Source organism: Streptomyces sp. NPDC050703 (genome assembly GCF_040654435.1).
Taxonomy (GTDB): domain Bacteria; phylum Actinomycetota; class Actinomycetes; order Streptomycetales; family Streptomycetaceae; genus Streptomyces.
On sequence record NZ_JBFAHX010000013.1, the window covers coordinates 50,123 to 66,729 of the forward strand.

The window sequence follows — 16,607 nt, forward strand, 5'->3', positions numbered from 1 at the left end:
CGGGCGGCGGGACCATGACGGCGTGGAGCCCTACTGGGAACTGACCTTCGACGCCGACGGCGACGTCGACACCGTGCAGCGCGAGACGCTCCTGTCCGGCGTGGAACGCGAACACGTCACCGATCTGCTGGTCTTCGCGCACGGCTGGAACAACGACAAGGACGACGCCAGGAAGCTGTACCGGCGGTTCTTCGCCCCCTGCCGGCGCATGGCGGGCGCGGGGGTGCGCCTCGGCTACGTCGGGGTGCTGTGGCCCGCCATCCGCTTCCCCGACGAACCCATCCCCGACTTCGACCCCTCGGCCTCCGCCGTCGCCGTGGCGGCCGGCGGACCCGGCCTCGACCCGGTGACCCGGCAGGTGCTCGACCGCGCCTTCCCCGACCACGGCGAGACCCTCGACCGGATCACGGAGCTGCTCGCGGAGCGCTCCGAGGTCGCCTCCCGCGTCTACGAGTACGGACGGCAGGTCCGCGAGCTCGTGTCCCTGCGGGAGACCAGCCCGGCCCGGCACCTGGGCGAGGACACCGGCGCGGGTGAGCCCGCCATGCTCACCGACGACGCGGTGCGGGTCTGCGAGCTGCTGGCGGCGGCCCGCGCGGACACCGGGCGGCCCGAACTCCTCGGCAACCTGCGCGAACGGGTGTGGGACGGCGCCTACGAACTGCTGCGGCAGGGCTCCTACTACGCCATGAAGCGGCGGGCGGGCGCGGTGGGCCAGCTCGGTCTCGGCCCCGCGATCGGCCTCCTGGCCGGCGACGTGTCCGGGATCAGGGTCCACCTCATCGGGCACAGCTTCGGCGCGCGCCTCGTCTCGTACGCGCTGCGCGGCATGCCCGCGGACGTGCGGGCGGTGAAGGCGGTGACGCTGCTGCAAGGGGCGTTCTCGCACTACGCCTTCGCGGGCCGGGTCCCGCACGACCCCTCGCGCAGGGGCGCCCTGTACGGGGTGCAGCGCCGCATCGACGGTCCGCTGATCTCCTGCTACTCGCGCCACGACGACGCCCTCGGGCGGCTCTACCCGCTGGCGTCGAAGCTGGCGGGCGACTCCACCACGTTCCTCAACCTCTGGGAGCGGTGGGGCGCCATCGGCTACAACGGCATCCGGTCGGTGCCCGGCACCAAGCGGGTCAGGCTCGGCCAGAAGGTGCCGGTCAAGGGGTGCGTGAGCCTGGACGCCGCCGCGGTGGTGCGGAGGGGCGGCCCGCCCGCCGGCGCGCACAGCGACATCTGCCACGAGGAACTGGCACGCGTCGTGTTCGCCGCCGGGCGGATCGCTCTCGCGTGACGCTCCCCTACCGGTGCCGGGGGAACTCCACGACCTGCTGGTAGGTCGGACGGTTCTGCCACTGGACCGGCTTGTGCGTGATGCCGCCGAGGGCCCGGTGGATGATGGAGTCCGCGCACCACTGGTCGCCGGCCTTGCAGGCACCGTCGCCGGGGTAGACCTCGGTGGCGGGCTTGTCGGCGGCCTGCGTGAGCGTGGTCAGCAGGACGTCGCGGCAGGCGTCGAGTCCGCCGCCGCCGCAGAAGGTGTCGCCGAGCGCGCCCTTCACCGGCTCCCCGAGTACCGCGCGCAGGTCCTTGTCGGCGTAGCCCCACCAGCCGTACTGGAAGGCGGAGCCGGCGTGCGCGCCGGTGGGTCCGTGGCCCGCGGACGGTGCCTCGTCGGTGGCGAGCTGCGCGGTCAGGGCGTCGTAGAGGTCCTTGCCGAGACCGGGCTTGAACTGCGCCTCGATGAGCCGCGGCCACCAGGCGTCCATGATGCGTACGGCGTCGGGGTGGGCGTACACCTTGGAGCCCGCCGCCGTCTGGTTGCGCCGGGCGCCCGCCTTCCGCCAGGCGTCGAGCTGTTCGACGGCCTCGGCCGCCCGCGGGTCGGTGAGCGGCTTGCTGCGGAGCACCTTCAGGAGTTCGGGCAGCACCTGTTCGCCGCGCAGGTCGGTGACGGCGGCCTCGGCCATGGCCCGGGTGAGCGAGGCGCGGGTGACCCCGCCCTCCTCGGTGAGCTTCTTGACCCGCCCGTCGAGCAGGTCGCCCCGGTGCACGGCGCTCATGCCGAAGCCCGCGGTGCTGAAGTCGTCGGCCTGCTTGTTGTTCCAGGAGATGTAGTAGTCCTGGTTGACCGACTGCGGGTGCTCGGCGGGCGGGGTCTGCGCCGAGGTGTTGTCGGCGGGGTCGAAGTCACGCCACTCGTAGGTCCGCTCCCCCTTGACCGGCAGGGCGGGGTCGACGTCCTTGGCGCGTACGGGGTTGGCGCCGCTGTTGTAGTACGCGATGTCGCGGGAGTCGGCGTAGAACCAGTTGAAGGCGTAGCTGATGTGCTGCGCCGCCTTCTGGAAGGTCGCGGCGTCCTTGACGTACGAGGGGTCGTTCAGCATCTGGAAGCCGATGATCGAGTCGGCCTCGTGGCGGTAGGTGGAGCGCAGGGAGACGTACGCGACGGGCTTGCCCTCGACGCTCGCGCGGTGCGTCACGACGCCGTACTCGGTGCGGAAGACCTGCATGCGGTAGGAGCCGGCGGCCGTGGAGTCGGCGACGGTCGGCTTCCAGGCGTTCTTGCGCTCCATCTTCTCCATGGGCGTGCACGTGCCGCGGTACAGGTAGCCGGCCGACTGCTTGGTGGGCGTCCCGCCGCCCGGCTCGCACAGCTCCACGGCGTAGGTGTCGGTGATGTCCTGTCCCGCGGAGGTGGCCGACCAGGCGTAGTCCTGGCCGCGGCCGAGCTGGACGTACATGCCGACGCCCGCGAAGGAGACGCCGCGGGCGCTGATGCCGGGGCCCTGGAGCTCCTGTTGCATGAGGAGCTGCGGGGCGAAGTAGCCGGTCTGGGGGCCGAAGACGGCGACGGGGTGCTTGCTCGCGGTGTGCTTGCCGGAGACGAGGAGGGCGTTGGACATGCCCTTCTTGTGGCCGTCCTGGCGGAACAGGTCCTCGGGCAGGACACCCTTGTCGTACATGCCCTGGGCGGGCTTCAGCTTCTCCGGGGCCCGCACCGGGTCCTTGGCGCCCGTCTTCGCGCCGCCCTCGCGGTCGTACACGAGCTGTTCGCGCTCGACGGAGCCGGGGTCGGGCAGGGCGGTGCCGCGCGCCTCGTCCGGCCTGCCCGCGTAGGGGAAGCTCGTGCCGTCGTGGATGGTCCGCACGGCCTCGGGGTCGTTGCGGGCGCGGAAGGACTCCCAGACCTCGGTGCCCTTCTCGACGCCGTACTTCTCCTGGGACTTCAGCAGGGAGAGGGCGGACTCGACCTCGCCGCCGCCGCCGTTGCCGAAGAGGCCGCCGACGACGGAGGCGAGCGCGATCATGTCGGTGATCTTGAAGGGCTCGATCTCGCCCTTGTTGGTGATCGCGTCGATCTTGCCGGTCAGGACGTACTCGCCGGGGAAGTAGCGGCCGTTCTTGGACTTCACGCGGTAGGCGTTGAGCCCGTCGACGTAGGCCTGCGCGTCCTCCATAGCCTGCTTGCCGCGCCCTCCTTGCGTCGTCCTGATGTACTCGACCTGCTTCTCCAGGTCCTCCTCGGTGTACGGCGCCTGCGGCCAGAACTGCTGTTCCAGTCCCTGGTTGGCGGGCGCGCCGCCCGCGAAGGAGGTGAGCCGGCCGCGGCCGATGTGCCGGAAGAGGTCGATGAGCCAGAGGCGGTCCTGCCCCGCGGCGAAGCCCGCGCCGAACTCGGTGCCGTAGCGCGTGGTGCCCTTGATGTGCGGGATGCCGTGCTTCTTGTCCCGGGTGATCGTCACGTCGTCGCGCGGCCTGGTGACCGAGGCGACCTGGCCCTCGGGCACACCGAAGGAGGCGTCGTCGAAGAACTCGGTCAGCCGGTCGTCGGTGAGCGAGGTGTAGCCCGAGGAGAGCGCGTCGTAGGGGCCGAGCTGGTCGTCGGTGTGCGCGGGCCGGGTGCCGAGGACCCGGTGGGCGAGGATCTCGGCGAGCGTCGCGTTGCCGTTGGCGCCGGGCGGCAGGATGTCGGCGCACTGGCTCCCGCAGTAGTCCGTGGCCTCGGCGGACCGCTCTCTCGCCCCCTCGCCGCCGGGCGCCGCCGCCGCGCCCTGCAGGGGCGTGAGGAGCGCGGCGCCGAGGGCGAGCGCCGCCCCCGCGGTGAGCGTTCTGAGTCTGACGGTGCGTCGTCCCATGGGTGCTCCTCCGGTGGTCTGCGGAAGGCCGATGCGGCGGAGGTTACTGGCGGGTCGACGAACTCGAAAGATGAACAACCGTCGCCTTTTCCGAATCACCACAACGCGCCCCCTCCCTGCGTGCATCAGGGCTGCTCCGACGGGCAGGCGAAAAGCGGTCGCCCGAAAAGGGAGCCGAATCGCGTGTCGATACGTCTACTCGACGGCGCCGCTTCGGCTTCCGCTCGGCAGCGGCGCCGGGAGAGAAGGAACACGGGGTACCAGAACGACGTACGTGTGACGGAGGTGCAGGGCGATGGCCGGATTCCGGAGTCTCGCGAGACAGGTACGTGATCCGAGGAGCGACCTGGCACTGCGGCGGTACTCACTGCGCAAGTGCCTGGAGAGGTTCGCCCCCTACGGGCACCGGGCGACCTGGGATCACCTGTGCGCCCGGGCCGGCTTCGGGCCCGAGGACAGGTCTCCGGACCCGGCGCGGCTGGTGGCGGCGCTGACGGAGCTGGAGGCGGCACGGGCGGTCTGGCTCGCCTACGAGGCGGACTTCGCGGAGCGCCGCCGCAAGGAGAAGCACGACGGTCTCCGCCGGCCCGGCAGTGACGACGACTGGCACCGCCGTACCTGGGGCGGCTTCGGGGTCGCCTGGTGCGACGACCCCGACGTCCACCCCGACGCGCCCCTCGCCGAGGTGCTGCGCCGGCTGATAGCGGCGCTGGAGAGGGAGCCGGGCGAGGCGTGCCCGGTCTGCGAGGACACCACCCTCGTCTGGAAGCGCGGCCTGGCGCACGAGCCGTCGTCGGGCGCGGTCTGCACGGGCTGCGGCATCGTCGTGCCCGCGCCCGTGCTCACCCAGGAGGCGGTGGAACGGGCCCAGGTGCGCGCCCGGCGGCTGCGGCCGCTGGTGTCGGTGTGAGGGATACGGCGGTCAGGGCCTGAGCACGTCCGTGTGGATGGCGAGCTTGAACTGCGCGTGGGTGATCGGCGTCTTCTTGCGTACGTCGCCCACGCCGCGCGCCGAGATCTTCAGCCCCACGGGCGTGTCCGGGTGCACGAACATCTGCCAGACGTAGGACCTGAACTGGCTGCCCCTGGTGGGCGCGGAGTCGGTCGTCGCGGTCGAGTCGTACCCGGTCGTGAGGCCGAGCGGGTCGCGGACGAAGCGGGTGCGGTACTCGGTGGGACCGCTGTCCGGCTCCCAGAAGACCAGCGCGGAGAGCACGCCCCAGCCGTCGTGGCTCGGCCAGATGAGCCCCGAGCGGGGGTGGGGGAACGTGGCGGACGAGCCGCCGCCCTTCGCCGGGTCGTGCATGCGCCAGGGGTCGTAGTTCTCCTCCCCCGCGCCGTACGGAAAGCGCACGAGGTGGTAGCCGTCGCTGTCATAGGTGACGGACTGGCGTCCGTCCTGCGCGGCGTCCCACTTCAACGAACAGATGGCGACCGGCATCGGCCCTCCCCGGGTGAGGTGGTGCGTGACGTGATGTGCTGCGTGGCTTCCTCGGCTCGCGTGTACTGCGCCCTGTACTGCACCCACCTTGCGGCCTCGGGCGCCGGTTCCGTAGCACGGGGAAATTACGGTGGTCACGTCGTTTTGTGACGGGCGAGAGTGATCGGCGACGAAGGACATCCGCCGGCCGCCGAGGAGAACGGGCCCATGTCGACGCTGCGCGTCACCGCCGAAGCACTGACCGTCCACGAGCACCCGGGCGCCGACGCCCTCGAACTCGCCCAGGTGGGCCTGTACCGCGCGGTCGTCGCCAAGGGCGCCTACCGCACCGGCGACTTCGCGGTGTACATCCCCGAGCAGGCGGTCCTGCCCGCCGCCCTCATCGGGGAACTGGGCCTGACGGGGCGCCTCGCGGGCGGCAACGGCGACCGGGTCAAGGCGGTGCGGCTGCGCGGCGAGCTGTCGCAGGGCATCGTGTGCCGCCCGGCCGCGCTCGCCGGCGTCGACCTGGCGCGTGCGGCGGCCCACGGCACGGACTTCGCGGAGCGCCTCGGCGTCACGAAGTGGGTGCCGCCGATCCCGCCCACCATGAGCGGCGACGCGCAGGCGGCGCCCGGCCTGCTGCCCTGGGTCGACATCGAGAACATCCAGCGCCACCCGGACGTCTTCGCCCCCGGTGAGCAGGTGGTCGTGACCGAGAAGCTGCACGGCTCGGCGTGCCTCCTGACGTACGTCGCCGAGGACGGCCGCGTCCACGTCTCGTCGAAGGGCTTCGGGGCCAGGTCCCTGGCCCTGCGCGAGGACCCCCGCAACCTCTACTGGCGGGCGGTCCACGCCCACGGGGTGCCGGGCGCCGCCGCGCGGCTCGCCGAGCGGCTGCGGGCGAGCAGGGTCGGCGTCTTCGGCGAGGTGTACGGCGACGGGGTGCAGGACCTCTCGTACGGCGCCGACGCGCGGCGCGACACGCTGGGGTACGCCGTGTTCGACGTCAGCGCGGAGATCGAGGGGCAGGTGTGCTGGCTGGACGCGGCGGCCCTGCTCGACGGCGAACTGCCGCTCGTGCCGCGGCTGTACGAGGGGCCCTACGACGCGGGCCGCGTCCTGGAACTGGCCTCGGGCCGCGAGACCGTGTCGGGGCGGGAACTGCACCTGCGCGAGGGCGTGGTGATCCGCCCGGCCGTGGAGCGGTACAGCCCGGTGACCGGCGGCCGGGCCATCGCCAAGGCGGTCAGCGCCGCCTACCTGACGCGCAAGGGCGGCACGGAGTACGAGTGAACCCGCCCGCCGTCGCCCGGGGCTGCCGGGCGGCGGCGGGTCGGGGCGGGTCACGTCACGACGAGGAGCGGCGCTCCGCCATCAGGCGGGAGCCGGTGAGCCGCTCGCCGAAGACGTCGTCGGGGTTGGAGAGCACGCAGGTCTCCAGGGAGAGGCAGCCGCAGCCGATGCAGTCCGTGAGGTGGTCGCGCAGCCGGCTCAGCTGCTTGATGCGCTCGTCCAGTTCCGAGCGCCAGGTCCCGGAGAGGCGCGCCCAGTCCTCGCGGGTGGGGGTGCGCTCCTCGGGGAGCGAGTCGAGGGCCTCGCGGATGGTGGCGAGCGGGATACCGACGCGCTGGGACGCGCGGATGAAGGCGACGCGGCGCAGCGTGTCCCGGTGGTAACGGCGCTGGTTGCCCGAGGTGCGGCGGCTGGTGATGAGGCCCTTGGACTCGTAGAAGTGCAGGGCGGAGACGGCCGCGCCGCTACGGGCCGAAAGCTGGCCGACGGTGAGTTCGTGGACCTTCTCTGGAATCTGGGGCACCCCTCGAACCCTAGTGGCTGGTCCGTTGACACGGGTCGGCACACCCAGCATGCTGAGCAAGCGCTTAGTCGCGACAGGGATGACTCACGTCTGGGAGGACCAGGGACATGGCGGAGCCGAGGATCTTCACGTCGGCCGATGAACTGCGGGCCGCGGTCGGCGAGCAGCTGGGGCACAGCGACTGGCTGGAGATCGACCAGAAGCGGATCGACCTCTTCGCCGACGCCACGGGCGACCACCAGTGGATTCACGTGGACGCCGGGAAGGCGGCCGAGGGCCCGTTCGGGACGACGATCGCGCACGGCTATCTGACGCTGTCCCTGCTGCCGAGCCTGGTGCCGCAGGTGCTGCGCGTCGAGAACATGAGGATGGGCCTCAACTACGGCACCGACAAGGTCCGCTTCCCCTCCCCCGTGCCGGTGGGCTCGCGCCTGCGGGCGAGCGCCGTGCTCACGGACGTGAGTCCCACGAAGGACGGCGGCGTGCAGGTGACGGCCCAGGTCACCGTGGAGCGGGAGGGCTCCGACAAGCCGGCGTGCGTGGCGGAGTCGGTGTCGCGCTACTACTTCTGAGCGCCCGCGCGGGCCGGGGCTACTCCCCCGCGCCCACCATGCGCAGCACGAGGTCGGCGTAGAGCGCGCCGACCTCGTCGGGCGTGCGGGGCCCCGCCACGTTGAACCAGCGGGCCACGTCGATGCAGAGGGAGAGCACGGCCAGGGTCGTGCCGGGCACGTCGGGGACGTCGAACTCCCCGGCCCGCACACCGTCGTCGATGATGCCCCGCACCGCCGCGTCCGTCTCGCGGCGCAGCGCGATGATCTCCGTGCGGTGTTCGGCGCCGAGCGCGTCCAGCTCGTACTGTACGACCCGCGCGGTGGTGTGGTGGGCGGCGTGCCAGCCGACGAAGGACCGCACGGCCGCCGTCAGGCGCTCGGCCGCCGTGCCCTCGCCGTCCGCCGCGGCGCGCAGGATGGCGAGCGCCTTGTCGTGCCCGATCCTGCTGATGCGGTGGAGCAGCTCTTCCTTGGTCTTGTAGTGGATGTAGAGGGCCGCGGGGCTCATCCCCGCGCGGCCGGCGATGTCGCGGGTCGTCGTCGCGTGGTAGCCGCGCTCGGCGAAGGCCTCCACGGCGGCGATCAGCAGCCGCCTGGCCGCGTCGGGGCCGACCTCGCCCCACGGCTGCTCCTCGCCGCCGTCCGTCTCCTCCGCCGCACTCATGCCCACTCCTCGTTCCGCCCGCACCACTCGTCGGGAGGGACACCATACCCCTGACAGTGAGCAAGCGCTTAGGGGGAGGAGCAGGGTCAGGGCTTGGCGAACGGGTCGTGCTCGGCGAGCAGCTTGTCGACGCGGGCCTGGTCGACCCTGCTGACGATCTGCACGGCGTCCTGCCGGTCCCTGATCACCTTGGCGAGGGTGAACGCGGAGGTCGTCAGGTAGAGCACGGCGATGCCGAGGAAGCCCCGCACCCAGGCGGAGGCGTCCAGGTAGCCGATGCCGACGGAGACGGCGGCGATGGACACGGCGAACGAGGCCACGGCCTGGCCGTAGAAGGCGTTGGTCGTCTGCTGCTTGACGGGCGGCTCAGTCATGGCCACAGCTTCGCCGGACGCGGCCCGCGCCGTATCCGCTCGTGTACTCAGTCACGTACTCAGGCGGCGCGCCGGGCGGTCAGAACGCCGAGACCCCCGTCAGCGCGCGACCGATGACCAGCTTCTGGATCTGGCTCGTGCCCTCGTACAGGGTCATCACGCGGGCGTCCCGCAGGAGCTTGCCCACCGGGTACTCGTCGATGTAGCCGTAGCCGCCGAAGACCTGGAGGGCGTTGTTGGCGGCGCGCACGGCGGCCTCGGAGGCGAACAGCTTGGCCTTGGAGGACTCGGTGGCGAACGGCTGCCCCCGGTCGATCAGGTCGGCGACCCGCCAGGTCAGCAGGCGCGCGGCGTCCACGTCGACCGCGATGTCGCTGATCAGCTCCTGGACGAGCTGGTGGCGGGCGATGGGCTTGCCGAACTGCTCGCGCTCGCCCGCGTACCGCACCGCCGCGTCGAGGGCGGCCCGCGCGATGCCCACGCATCCGGCGGCCACCGACATGCGCCCCTTGGCCAGCGCCGACATGGCGACGGAGAACCCCTTGCCCTCGGGCGCGAGCATCGCGGACGCCGGGACGCGGACGTCCTCGAAGGTCAGCTCCGCGGTGGCCTGGCCGCGCAGGCCCAGCTTGCCGTGCAGGGTGCGGCGGCCGAGCCCGGGGGTGCCGGTGGGCACCAGGAAGGCGGAGACGCCCTTGTGGCCCGGGGCGTCACCGGTGCGCGCGAAGAGGAGGACGACGTCGGCCCAGGTGCCGTTGGTGATGAACATCTTGGCGCCGTTGACCACGTAGTCGTCGCCGTCGCGCACGGCCCGGGTGGTGAGGTTGCCGGCGTCGGAGCCGGTGCCCGGCTCGGTCAGGCCGAAGCACCCGACGTACTCGCCCGAGGCCAGCCCCGGCAGCCACCGCCGCTTCTGCTCCTCGGTGCCCCAGGCGGCGACGGTCTTGGCGACGAGCCCCAGCGACACCGAGACGATGCCGCGCACGGAGGAGTCGCCGCGCCCCAGCTCCTCGGTCACCAGGCAGTACGCGAGGTGGTCGCCGCCCGAACCGCCGTACTCCTCGTCGATGGTGAGCCCCAGGAACCCGACGTCGCCGAGCTTCCTCACGATGGCCCTGTCGACGCTCTCGGCACGGTCCCAGGCGACGACGTTGGGGGTGATCTCGCGGGCGACGAAGTCCTCGGCCAGCCGCTTGACGGCGGTCTGCTCCTCGCTGAGCTCCAGGTTCATCGTGCGCACCTCTTCGCGTCGACCTTTAAATTAGCACTGCTAGTTTCCTGCGGCAGCCCTACTATGTGCCGCATGGCCCGACCGCGCAAGCCCCTCCTCAGCCGAGAACGCATCGTCGACGCGGCGCGCGCCCTCGTGGACGCCGAGGGGCTCGCCGCCGTCTCCACGCGCCGCCTGGCCGCCCAGCTCGGGGTGAGCGGGCCGTCCCTCTACAACCACTTCCGCACCAAGGACCAGATCCTGGAGGCGGTCGCGGACTCGGTGAGCGCGCAGGTCGACCTCTCGATGTTCGACGCCGCCGACGGGCGCGACTGGCGCACGGCCCTGCACGACTGGGCGGTCTCCTACCGGGCGGCGCTCACGCTGCACCCGAACATCGTCCCCGTGCTCGCCCGGGGCCCCGGGCGCAGGCCCGCCGGGCTGCGGCTCGCCGACGCGGTGTTCGGCGCGATGGTGGACGCCGGGTGGCCGCCCGCGCAGGCCACGTCGATCGGCGCCCTGATGCGGTACTTCATCATGGGCTCCGCGCTCGGCTCCTTCGCCGGCGGCTTCGTGGACGACGAGACCGCGTACGACCCGGCCGACTACCCCCACCTCGGCCAGGCCCACCTCCTCGCCGAGCGCCAGGAACTGATCGACGCCCGCGCCTTCGAGACCGGCCTGCGCGCCCTGCTCGACGGGCTCGCCACGCAGTACGCGCAGCTGGCGGGCGGCGAGGCCGGGCCCGCCCGGGAACCCGCCGGGGACGCTTCGGCGCCCGCCGAAGCGTCGCCCGGCCATCCTTGAGCCATGCCGCAGGACGTCACACCGACCGCCACCGCGCCAGCCCTCGCCTCGCTCGCCGGGCTCTTCGCCGACGAGACGCGGGCCGCCTGCCTGCTCGCGCTGCTCGACGGGCGGGCCTGGACGGCGGGCGAGCTGGCCCGGCACGCGGGCGTCGCCCCCTCCACCGCCAGCGAGCACCTGGGCAAGCTGGTCGCCGGCGGGCTGCTCGCCGAGGAGCGGCAGGGGCGCCACCGCTACGTGCGGCTCGCCGACGCGGGGATCGCCCAGCTCGTCGAGGACCTCGCCGCGCACGCGGCACCCGGGGCCCCGGCGCGGCCCCGTACGCTGCGCCAGTCGAGCGCGGGCGCCGCCATGGCGCGCGGGCGCACCTGCTACGACCACCTCGCGGGCCGGCTGGGCATCACGGTCACCGGGGCGATGACCGAGCGGGGGCTGCTCCGCCAGGACACGGGCTTCGCGCTCACCGACGACGGCCTCGCCTGGTTCGGCGGCCTCGGCATCGCGCTGGTGCGCGCCGGACGTCGGCCGCTGGCCAGGGGCTGCCTCGACTGGACCGAGCGGAAGCCGCATCTGGCCGGGGTGGCGGGGGCGGCGCTCTGCCGGCACGCGCTGGACGCGGGGTGGTGCGCGCGGATCGGCTCGCAGCGCGCGGTGAAGGTCACCCCGGCGGGCGCGCGGGCCTTCGCCGCGCACCTCGGCATCACGGACCTCTGAGGCCGGCCGCGTCAGTCGTTGACGATGCGCTCCACGGCCGCCGCGACGAGCCGGTCCCGCTCGGCCTCGGAGAGCACGTCGGGCAGGGTGAGCTGCTCGACGATGAGCCAGTTGAAGGCCAGGTAGAGGAGCTTGACCGCCGTCGCGTCGCCGGGCAGGCCGGAGGACTCGTGGTACGAGACGTTGGCGGCGAGGTCCTCCCGTACGCGCTCGGTGAGGACGGCGCGCAGCTCGGGGCGCCTGACCGCCTCCAGGCGCAGTTCGAGCAGGGCGAGATAGCCGGTGCGGAAGCCGCTGACCCGTCCGACCACCTCGCGCATGAGCTGCGCGTAGGTCTCCTTGTCGGGCTTGGCGGAGCGCTGGCGCTCGATCTCCTCGGCGCCGGGCGTGAGGCGTTCGTAGACGCGGGCGCCCGCCTGGGTCAGCAGGTCGTCGCGGTTGGCGAAGTAGTTGGACGCGGTGCCCGTGGGCACGCCCGCCTCGGTGTCCACCGCGCGGAAGGTGAGCCCGCGGGCACCCTCCCTGGCCAGCACCTCGATGGCGGCGTCGACCAGGGCCGCCCGCCGGCCGTCGTTCCTGCGCACCATTGACACCACTCCGTATGTAGTACTACGTTCCGACCACTACACAGAGAGTACTACAGCAGCAGTGACCGAGTGGCGAGAGTGGGGAGAACCAGGATGCGCAAGCTCGTGTACTACATCGGCGCCTCCGTCGACGGGTACATCGCGGGACCACGCGGCGAGTTCGACTTCTACCCCGTCGGTGACGAGGAACAGGCCGCCGCCTACGCCGCGTGGGTCAACGCCCGCTACCCCGAGACCGTCCCCACCGCCCTGCGTCCGGGCGCCGGCCTGGCGGACGCCCCCAACCGCCGCTTCGACACGGTCCTGATGGGGCGCGGCACCTACCGCCAGGCGCTCGGCCACGGCACCCCGAGCCCCTACGCGCATCTGCGCCAGTACGTCGTCTCCACCACGCTCGGCACCGCCCCCGACCCGGCGGTCACCGTCATCGGCGCGGACGCGCTCGCCCGCGTGCGCGCGCTCAAGGAGCAGGCGGGGCAGGACATCTGGCTCTGCGGCGGCGGAGGTCTCGCGTCGGCACTGCTGCCGGAGCTGGACGAGCTGATCGTCAAGAGCTACCCCGTGGTCGCCGGGGCCGGAGTGCCGCTGTTCGGCGGCGGGTTCCGGCCCACGCGGTTCCGGGTGGCCGCCCGCGAGACGTTCCCCAACGACGTGTCGATGACCTGGTTCGAGGCGCGGCGGCAGGACTGACCCGTCGCCGCGCGTGGGACGGTGCGTGGATGTACTCTGCATCCGTTCTGCGGGGCGGGGCGTCCGCCCCGTCGGGCGTTCAGGGACATCACGCCGGGGGGTGGGTGGATCGTGGGGCACGTGACGGACGCGGTCGGCGCGGGCGGTGCGGCAGGGGGCGCCGTACCGCCGCCCCGGCTGCGGGAGTTCGCGGCGGCGGTGCTGCGGGGACAGGGCCAGGTGACCTTCCTGCCCAGCGCCGCGGCGGGCGGCGTCTTCTGCCTGGCGCTCACGGCGGCGGGCTGGGAGTACGGGCTCTACGGCCTGGCGGGCACCGCCGTCGGCACGGTCACCGCGCGGCTCCTCGGGGCCGAACGCGACCGGGTGTCCCTGGGCCTCGAAGGGTTCAACGCCTGCCTGACCGCGCTCGGCCTCGCCGCGGTCCTGGGGCCGCACCACCTCTCGACGGCCCTGCTCGCGCTCGCGGGCTGCGTGGTCGTCACGGTCGTCACCGCCGCCGCGGGCAACCTGCTCGGCCCCCTCGGGCTGCCCTCGCTCACGCTGCCGTTCTGTCTGACCGCGAGCGCGGCGGCTGCCGCCGCGCCGGGCTTCCGCCGGGTCTGGCACCAGGGCGGGACGCCCGCGGCCCTGCCGCGCCCCGCCGCCGGGCCCACGGCGCTCGGCGCGGAGGACCTGGCCCGCGGCTTCCTCTCCGGTTTCGCCCAGATCTTCCTCGCGCCGCAGTGGTACGTGGGGGCCCTGCTCCTGCTCGGCCTCCTCGTGGCGAGCCGCCGGGCGGCGGCCGTGGCGTGCCTGGGCAACGCGGCGGGCATCGCCACGGCGTGGGCGCTCGGCGCCCCGGCCGCAGGGATCGCCGGCGGCATGGCGGGGTACAACGCCGTGCTCGTGGCGCTCGCCCTCTGCGGGGTCTTCCTGCCCGCGCGGGCGGCGACCCTGGCGTACGCGCTGCTGGGCGCCGCCGCGGCGACGGCCGCGGGCCCGGCGGTGGCCGCCCTCCTCGCGCCCTCCGGCGTGCCCGTGTTCACCTGGCCGTTCGTCCTGACGACGCTGGTGTTCCTGGCCGCCGCCAGGTCCTTCCCGCGGCTCGGCGGTTCCTGACCGCTCCGGATCAGAACACCACCAGCGCCCGGCCCCCCTTGCCCGCGAGCATGTTGTCGAAGGCCGCCGGGATGCCGTCGAGCCCGATCCGGTCGGTCACCAGGACGCCCGGGTCGAGGCGCCCCGCCCGGATGTGCCCGGCCAGGACCGGCAGGTCCACCGCGGGGTCGGAGTTGCCGTACACGCACCCGGAGAGCGTCCTGCCCCAGTGGAAGATCTCCAGGGCGTTGAACGTCACCTGCTGGTCCTTGCCGCCGATGCCGACCACCGTGGTCCTGCCGCCGCGCCGCGTGGACTCCCAGGCCGTGCGGATCGTCACCGCCCGGCCCACGCACTCCACGGCCACGTCGACGCCGTGGCCGCCGGTCAGCCCGCGGACGGCGCGGGCCGTGGTGTCCGAGGCGACGACGTAGTCCGTGGCCCCCGCGGCGCGCGCCAGTTCCTCCTTCTCGGGCGAGACGTCCACCGCGACGATCCGCGCGGCCCCGGCGATCCTGGCCGCCTGCAGCGTGGCGAGGCCGACCCCGCCCACGCCGAAGACGGCGACCGTCTCGCCCTCGCGGACCTTCGCGGAGTGGTGCACGGCGCCGTACCCCGTCAGGACGGCGCAGCCGAGCAGGGCCGCGTCGGCCAGCGGGACGCCGTCCGGCGCCGGCAGGAGGCAACTGGCCGGGACCACCGTCTCCTCGGCGAAGGCGGCGACGTTCAGGCCCGGGTGCAGCTCCGTGCCGTCGGGGCGCCGCGCGTGGACCCGGGCCGCGCCCGCCAGGGCGTCGGCGCAGAGCCACACCTCGCCGAGCGAGCAGGCGTGGCAGCCGCCGCAGGACGGCGCCCAGTTCAGGACGACGGGATCGCCCGGCGCGTACCCCGTGACGCCCTCGCCCGCGGAGACGACCGTCCCCGAGCCCTCGTGGCCGAGGACGGCGGGCGCGGGGAGCCGCATCGTGCCGTTGGACAGGGACAGGTCGGAGTGGCAGACCCCGGCGGCGGCGAGCCGCACCCGGACCTGGCCGGGCCCCGGCTCCGGCAGCTCGATGGCGGCGATCTCCAGCGGGGAGCCGACGGCGGGGAGGATGGCGGCGCGGACCACGTTCACGTACTCCTTGGGGAGGTTGGCGGGTTCGGGACGGCGGGACGGCTCAGAACTGCAGGGACTTCGTCTGGAGGTACTCCGCGAGGCCGTGCGCGCCCAGTTCGCGGCCGACACCGGACTGCTTGTAGCCGCCGAAGGGCGCGAGCGGGTTGAAGCGACCGCCGTTGATGTCGACCTGTCCGGTGTCCATGCGGCGGGCGAAGGCGGCGGCCTCGGCGTCGTCGGCGGCCCACACCGCGCCCGCCAGGCCGTACACGGTGCCGTTGGCGATGCGCAGGGCGTCGTCCTCGTCCTCGTAGCGGATGAGGGAGAGCACCGGGCCGAAGATCTCCTCCTGGGCGATGGTCATCCCGGGGGTGACGTCGGCGAAGACCGTGGGCTGTACGTAGTAGCCGCGCTCCCGGGGCGCTTCGGGGCCGCCCGCCACGATCCGGGCGCCCTCCTCGACGCCCTTCTCGATGTAGCCGCGGACGCGGGCCCGCTGCTCGGCGTTGACGAGCGGGCCGATGCGGGGGCCGTACTTGGCCGCGGCGGCCGCGGCGAGCTCCACCGCCTCGTCGTAGGAGTCGGTGTGGACCAGCATCCGCGTCCAGGCGCTGCACGTCTGCCCGGAGTTGGACATGACGTTGGCGACGCCGACGCCGACCGCCTTGGCGAGGTCGGCGCCCGGCAGGATGACGTTGGCGGACTTGCCGCCGAGTTCCAGGGCGACGCGCTTGACGGCGGCCCCCGCCGTAGCGCCGATCCGCCTGCCGACGGCCGTGGAGCCGGTGAACGAGACGAGGTCGACGCCCTCGTGCTCGGCGAGCGCCTGCCCCGCGACCGGGCCGAGGCCGGTGACCAGGTTGAAGACGCCCGCGGGGACGCCCGCGTCGTGCACCGCCTCGGCGAAGAGCTGGGCGGTGAGCGGGGTGTCCTCTGCGGGCTTGAGCACCACCGTGCAGCCGGCCGCGAGCGCGGGGGCCACCTTGTTGACGATCTGGTGCAGGGGGTAGTTCCAGGGGGTGATCGCGCCGACCACGCCGACCGGCTCCAGGTAGACCGTGGAGTTGCCGACCTTCTCCTCGAAGGGGTGGGTCGCGGCCAGCTCCGCGTACGAGCCCGCGACCAGGACCGGCACCCCCGCGTGCACGGCCTGCGAGAACGGCAGCGGGGAGCCCAGCTCGGCGGTGACGGTCTCGGCGATCTCGTCCTTGCGGGCGGCGAGGCGGTCGCGGAGCGCCCCGATCAGTTCGGCGCGCCGGGCGGGCGGCGTCGCGGCCCAGCCGGGCAGGGCGGCGCGGGCGGCACGGACGGCGGCGTCGACGTCATCGGCCGAGCCCGCGGGGACCTCGCCGATGGGCTGCTCGTCGGCCGGGTTCACGACCGTGATCGTGCCGGTGCCTGCGGCCGGGCGCCAGGCGCCGTCGATGTACATCCCGTCGTGGGCCTTCATCGCATTCCTCCA

17 protein-coding genes are annotated in these 16,607 nt (G+C 73.4%); 8 read left to right on the forward strand and 9 right to left on the reverse strand.

What is annotated here, in order from left to right:
* Nucleotides 1-22: 22 nt before the first annotated feature.
* A complete protein-coding gene (locus AB0I16_RS14830; protein ID WP_363249765.1) occupies nucleotides 23-1,285 on the forward strand; it encodes a serine-threonine protein kinase in 1,263 nt (420 codons plus the stop codon).
* A gap of 7 nt (nucleotides 1,286-1,292) precedes the next feature.
* Here AB0I16_RS14830 and AB0I16_RS14835 read toward each other — a convergent pair whose 3' ends face one another.
* A complete protein-coding gene (locus AB0I16_RS14835) occupies nucleotides 1,293-4,130 on the reverse strand; it encodes a penicillin acylase family protein (protein WP_363249766.1) in 2,838 nt (945 codons plus the stop codon).
* Between the two features lie 295 nt (nucleotides 4,131-4,425).
* Between AB0I16_RS14835 and AB0I16_RS14840 the strand changes: the two genes are divergently transcribed.
* Nucleotides 4,426-5,040 (forward strand): hypothetical protein, encoded by a 615-nt coding sequence (locus tag AB0I16_RS14840; RefSeq protein ID WP_363249767.1) that lies wholly within the window; start codon nucleotides 4,426-4,428, stop codon nucleotides 5,038-5,040.
* A 12-nt stretch (nucleotides 5,041-5,052) separates the two neighbouring features.
* On the opposite strand, the gene AB0I16_RS14845 is transcribed toward AB0I16_RS14840, so the two are convergent.
* Nucleotides 5,053-5,571: a hypothetical protein gene (locus AB0I16_RS14845; protein WP_363249768.1), complete on the reverse strand. Its 519-nt coding sequence runs from the start codon at nucleotides 5,569-5,571 to the stop codon at nucleotides 5,053-5,055.
* 207 nt (nucleotides 5,572-5,778) lie between these two features.
* On the opposite strand from AB0I16_RS14845, the gene AB0I16_RS14850 reads away from it, so the two are divergent.
* On the forward strand, nucleotides 5,779-6,846 hold the full coding sequence (locus AB0I16_RS14850) for an RNA ligase (ATP) (RefSeq protein WP_363249769.1): 1,068 nt from the start codon (nucleotides 5,779-5,781) through the stop codon (nucleotides 6,844-6,846).
* 55 nt (nucleotides 6,847-6,901) lie between these two features.
* Here AB0I16_RS14850 and soxR read toward each other — a convergent pair whose 3' ends face one another.
* Nucleotides 6,902-7,369, reverse strand: a complete 468-nt coding sequence (gene soxR / locus AB0I16_RS14855) for a redox-sensitive transcriptional activator SoxR (protein ID WP_363249770.1) — start codon at nucleotides 7,367-7,369, stop codon at nucleotides 6,902-6,904.
* Between the two features lie 107 nt (nucleotides 7,370-7,476).
* Here soxR and AB0I16_RS14860 point away from each other — a divergent pair, with 107 nt between their 5' ends.
* Complete coding sequence (locus tag AB0I16_RS14860) at nucleotides 7,477-7,941, forward strand: MaoC family dehydratase (protein WP_363249771.1); 465 nt, start codon at nucleotides 7,477-7,479, stop codon at nucleotides 7,939-7,941.
* A gap of 19 nt (nucleotides 7,942-7,960) precedes the next feature.
* Here AB0I16_RS14860 and AB0I16_RS14865 read toward each other — a convergent pair whose 3' ends face one another.
* From AB0I16_RS14865 to AB0I16_RS14875, 3 genes are all read right to left on the reverse strand, one after another.
* Complete coding sequence (locus AB0I16_RS14865; protein ID WP_363249772.1) at nucleotides 7,961-8,587, reverse strand: TetR/AcrR family transcriptional regulator; 627 nt, start codon at nucleotides 8,585-8,587, stop codon at nucleotides 7,961-7,963.
* An 86-nt stretch (nucleotides 8,588-8,673) separates the two neighbouring features.
* Complete coding sequence (locus AB0I16_RS14870) at nucleotides 8,674-8,961, reverse strand: YiaA/YiaB family inner membrane protein (RefSeq protein WP_363249773.1); 288 nt, start codon at nucleotides 8,959-8,961, stop codon at nucleotides 8,674-8,676.
* A gap of 79 nt (nucleotides 8,962-9,040) precedes the next feature.
* Nucleotides 9,041-10,192 (reverse strand): acyl-CoA dehydrogenase family protein, encoded by a 1,152-nt coding sequence (locus AB0I16_RS14875; protein ID WP_363249774.1) that lies wholly within the window; start codon nucleotides 10,190-10,192, stop codon nucleotides 9,041-9,043.
* A gap of 72 nt (nucleotides 10,193-10,264) precedes the next feature.
* Between AB0I16_RS14875 and AB0I16_RS14880 the strand changes: the two genes are divergently transcribed.
* Together AB0I16_RS14880 and AB0I16_RS14885 are read left to right on the forward strand one after the other, a co-directional pair.
* Nucleotides 10,265-10,978 (forward strand): TetR/AcrR family transcriptional regulator, encoded by a 714-nt coding sequence (locus AB0I16_RS14880; protein WP_363249775.1) that lies wholly within the window; start codon nucleotides 10,265-10,267, stop codon nucleotides 10,976-10,978.
* A 3-nt stretch (nucleotides 10,979-10,981) separates the two neighbouring features.
* Nucleotides 10,982-11,692, forward strand: coding sequence for a winged helix-turn-helix domain-containing protein (locus AB0I16_RS14885; RefSeq protein ID WP_363249776.1), 711 nt, complete (start codon nucleotides 10,982-10,984; stop codon nucleotides 11,690-11,692).
* Nucleotides 11,693-11,703: 11 nt separating this feature from the next.
* Here the strand turns inward: AB0I16_RS14885 and AB0I16_RS14890 are convergent, their stop codons facing one another.
* Complete coding sequence (locus AB0I16_RS14890) at nucleotides 11,704-12,279, reverse strand: TetR family transcriptional regulator (protein ID WP_363249777.1); 576 nt, start codon at nucleotides 12,277-12,279, stop codon at nucleotides 11,704-11,706.
* Between the two features lie 93 nt (nucleotides 12,280-12,372).
* Here AB0I16_RS14890 and AB0I16_RS14895 point away from each other — a divergent pair, with 93 nt between their 5' ends.
* Together AB0I16_RS14895 and AB0I16_RS14900 are read left to right on the forward strand one after the other, a co-directional pair.
* A complete protein-coding gene (locus tag AB0I16_RS14895; RefSeq protein ID WP_363249778.1) occupies nucleotides 12,373-12,969 on the forward strand; it encodes a dihydrofolate reductase family protein in 597 nt (198 codons plus the stop codon).
* Nucleotides 12,970-13,089: 120 nt separating this feature from the next.
* Entirely contained in the window at nucleotides 13,090-14,067 is a 978-nt protein-coding gene (locus AB0I16_RS14900) for an urea transporter (RefSeq protein ID WP_363249779.1), read from the forward strand.
* A 10-nt stretch (nucleotides 14,068-14,077) separates the two neighbouring features.
* On the opposite strand, the gene AB0I16_RS14905 is transcribed toward AB0I16_RS14900, so the two are convergent.
* Together AB0I16_RS14905 and AB0I16_RS14910 are read right to left on the reverse strand one after the other, a co-directional pair.
* Nucleotides 14,078-15,157: a zinc-binding dehydrogenase gene (locus tag AB0I16_RS14905; protein WP_363249870.1), complete on the reverse strand. Its 1,080-nt coding sequence runs from the start codon at nucleotides 15,155-15,157 to the stop codon at nucleotides 14,078-14,080.
* Between the two features lie 49 nt (nucleotides 15,158-15,206).
* Nucleotides 15,207-16,595 carry an aldehyde dehydrogenase family protein gene (locus AB0I16_RS14910; protein WP_363249780.1) on the reverse strand — a complete coding sequence of 463 codons (1,389 nt, stop codon included), beginning with the start codon at nucleotides 16,593-16,595 and terminating at the stop codon, nucleotides 15,207-15,209.
* Between the last annotated feature and the right edge of the window lie 12 nt (nucleotides 16,596-16,607).

Coding starts and splice junctions, on each gene's coding strand:
- AB0I16_RS14835 (WP_363249766.1), bottom strand. CDS start 4,130: ATGGGACGACGCACCGTCAGACTCAGAACGCTCACCGCGGGGGCGGCG.
- AB0I16_RS14840 (WP_363249767.1), top strand. CDS start 4,426: ATGGCCGGATTCCGGAGTCTCGCGAGACAGGTACGTGATCCGAGGAGC.
- AB0I16_RS14845 (WP_363249768.1), bottom strand. CDS start 5,571: ATGCCGGTCGCCATCTGTTCGTTGAAGTGGGACGCCGCGCAGGACGGA.
- AB0I16_RS14850 (WP_363249769.1), top strand. CDS start 5,779: ATGTCGACGCTGCGCGTCACCGCCGAAGCACTGACCGTCCACGAGCAC.
- AB0I16_RS14860 (WP_363249771.1), top strand. CDS start 7,477: ATGGCGGAGCCGAGGATCTTCACGTCGGCCGATGAACTGCGGGCCGCG.
- AB0I16_RS14865 (WP_363249772.1), bottom strand. CDS start 8,587: ATGAGTGCGGCGGAGGAGACGGACGGCGGCGAGGAGCAGCCGTGGGGC.
- AB0I16_RS14870 (WP_363249773.1), bottom strand. CDS start 8,961: ATGACTGAGCCGCCCGTCAAGCAGCAGACGACCAACGCCTTCTACGGC.
- AB0I16_RS14875 (WP_363249774.1), bottom strand. CDS start 10,192: ATGAACCTGGAGCTCAGCGAGGAGCAGACCGCCGTCAAGCGGCTGGCC.
- AB0I16_RS14880 (WP_363249775.1), top strand. CDS start 10,265: ATGGCCCGACCGCGCAAGCCCCTCCTCAGCCGAGAACGCATCGTCGAC.
- AB0I16_RS14885 (WP_363249776.1), top strand. CDS start 10,982: ATGCCGCAGGACGTCACACCGACCGCCACCGCGCCAGCCCTCGCCTCG.
- AB0I16_RS14890 (WP_363249777.1), bottom strand. CDS start 12,279: ATGGTGCGCAGGAACGACGGCCGGCGGGCGGCCCTGGTCGACGCCGCC.
- AB0I16_RS14895 (WP_363249778.1), top strand. CDS start 12,373: ATGCGCAAGCTCGTGTACTACATCGGCGCCTCCGTCGACGGGTACATC.
- AB0I16_RS14910 (WP_363249780.1), bottom strand. CDS start 16,595: ATGAAGGCCCACGACGGGATGTACATCGACGGCGCCTGGCGCCCGGCC.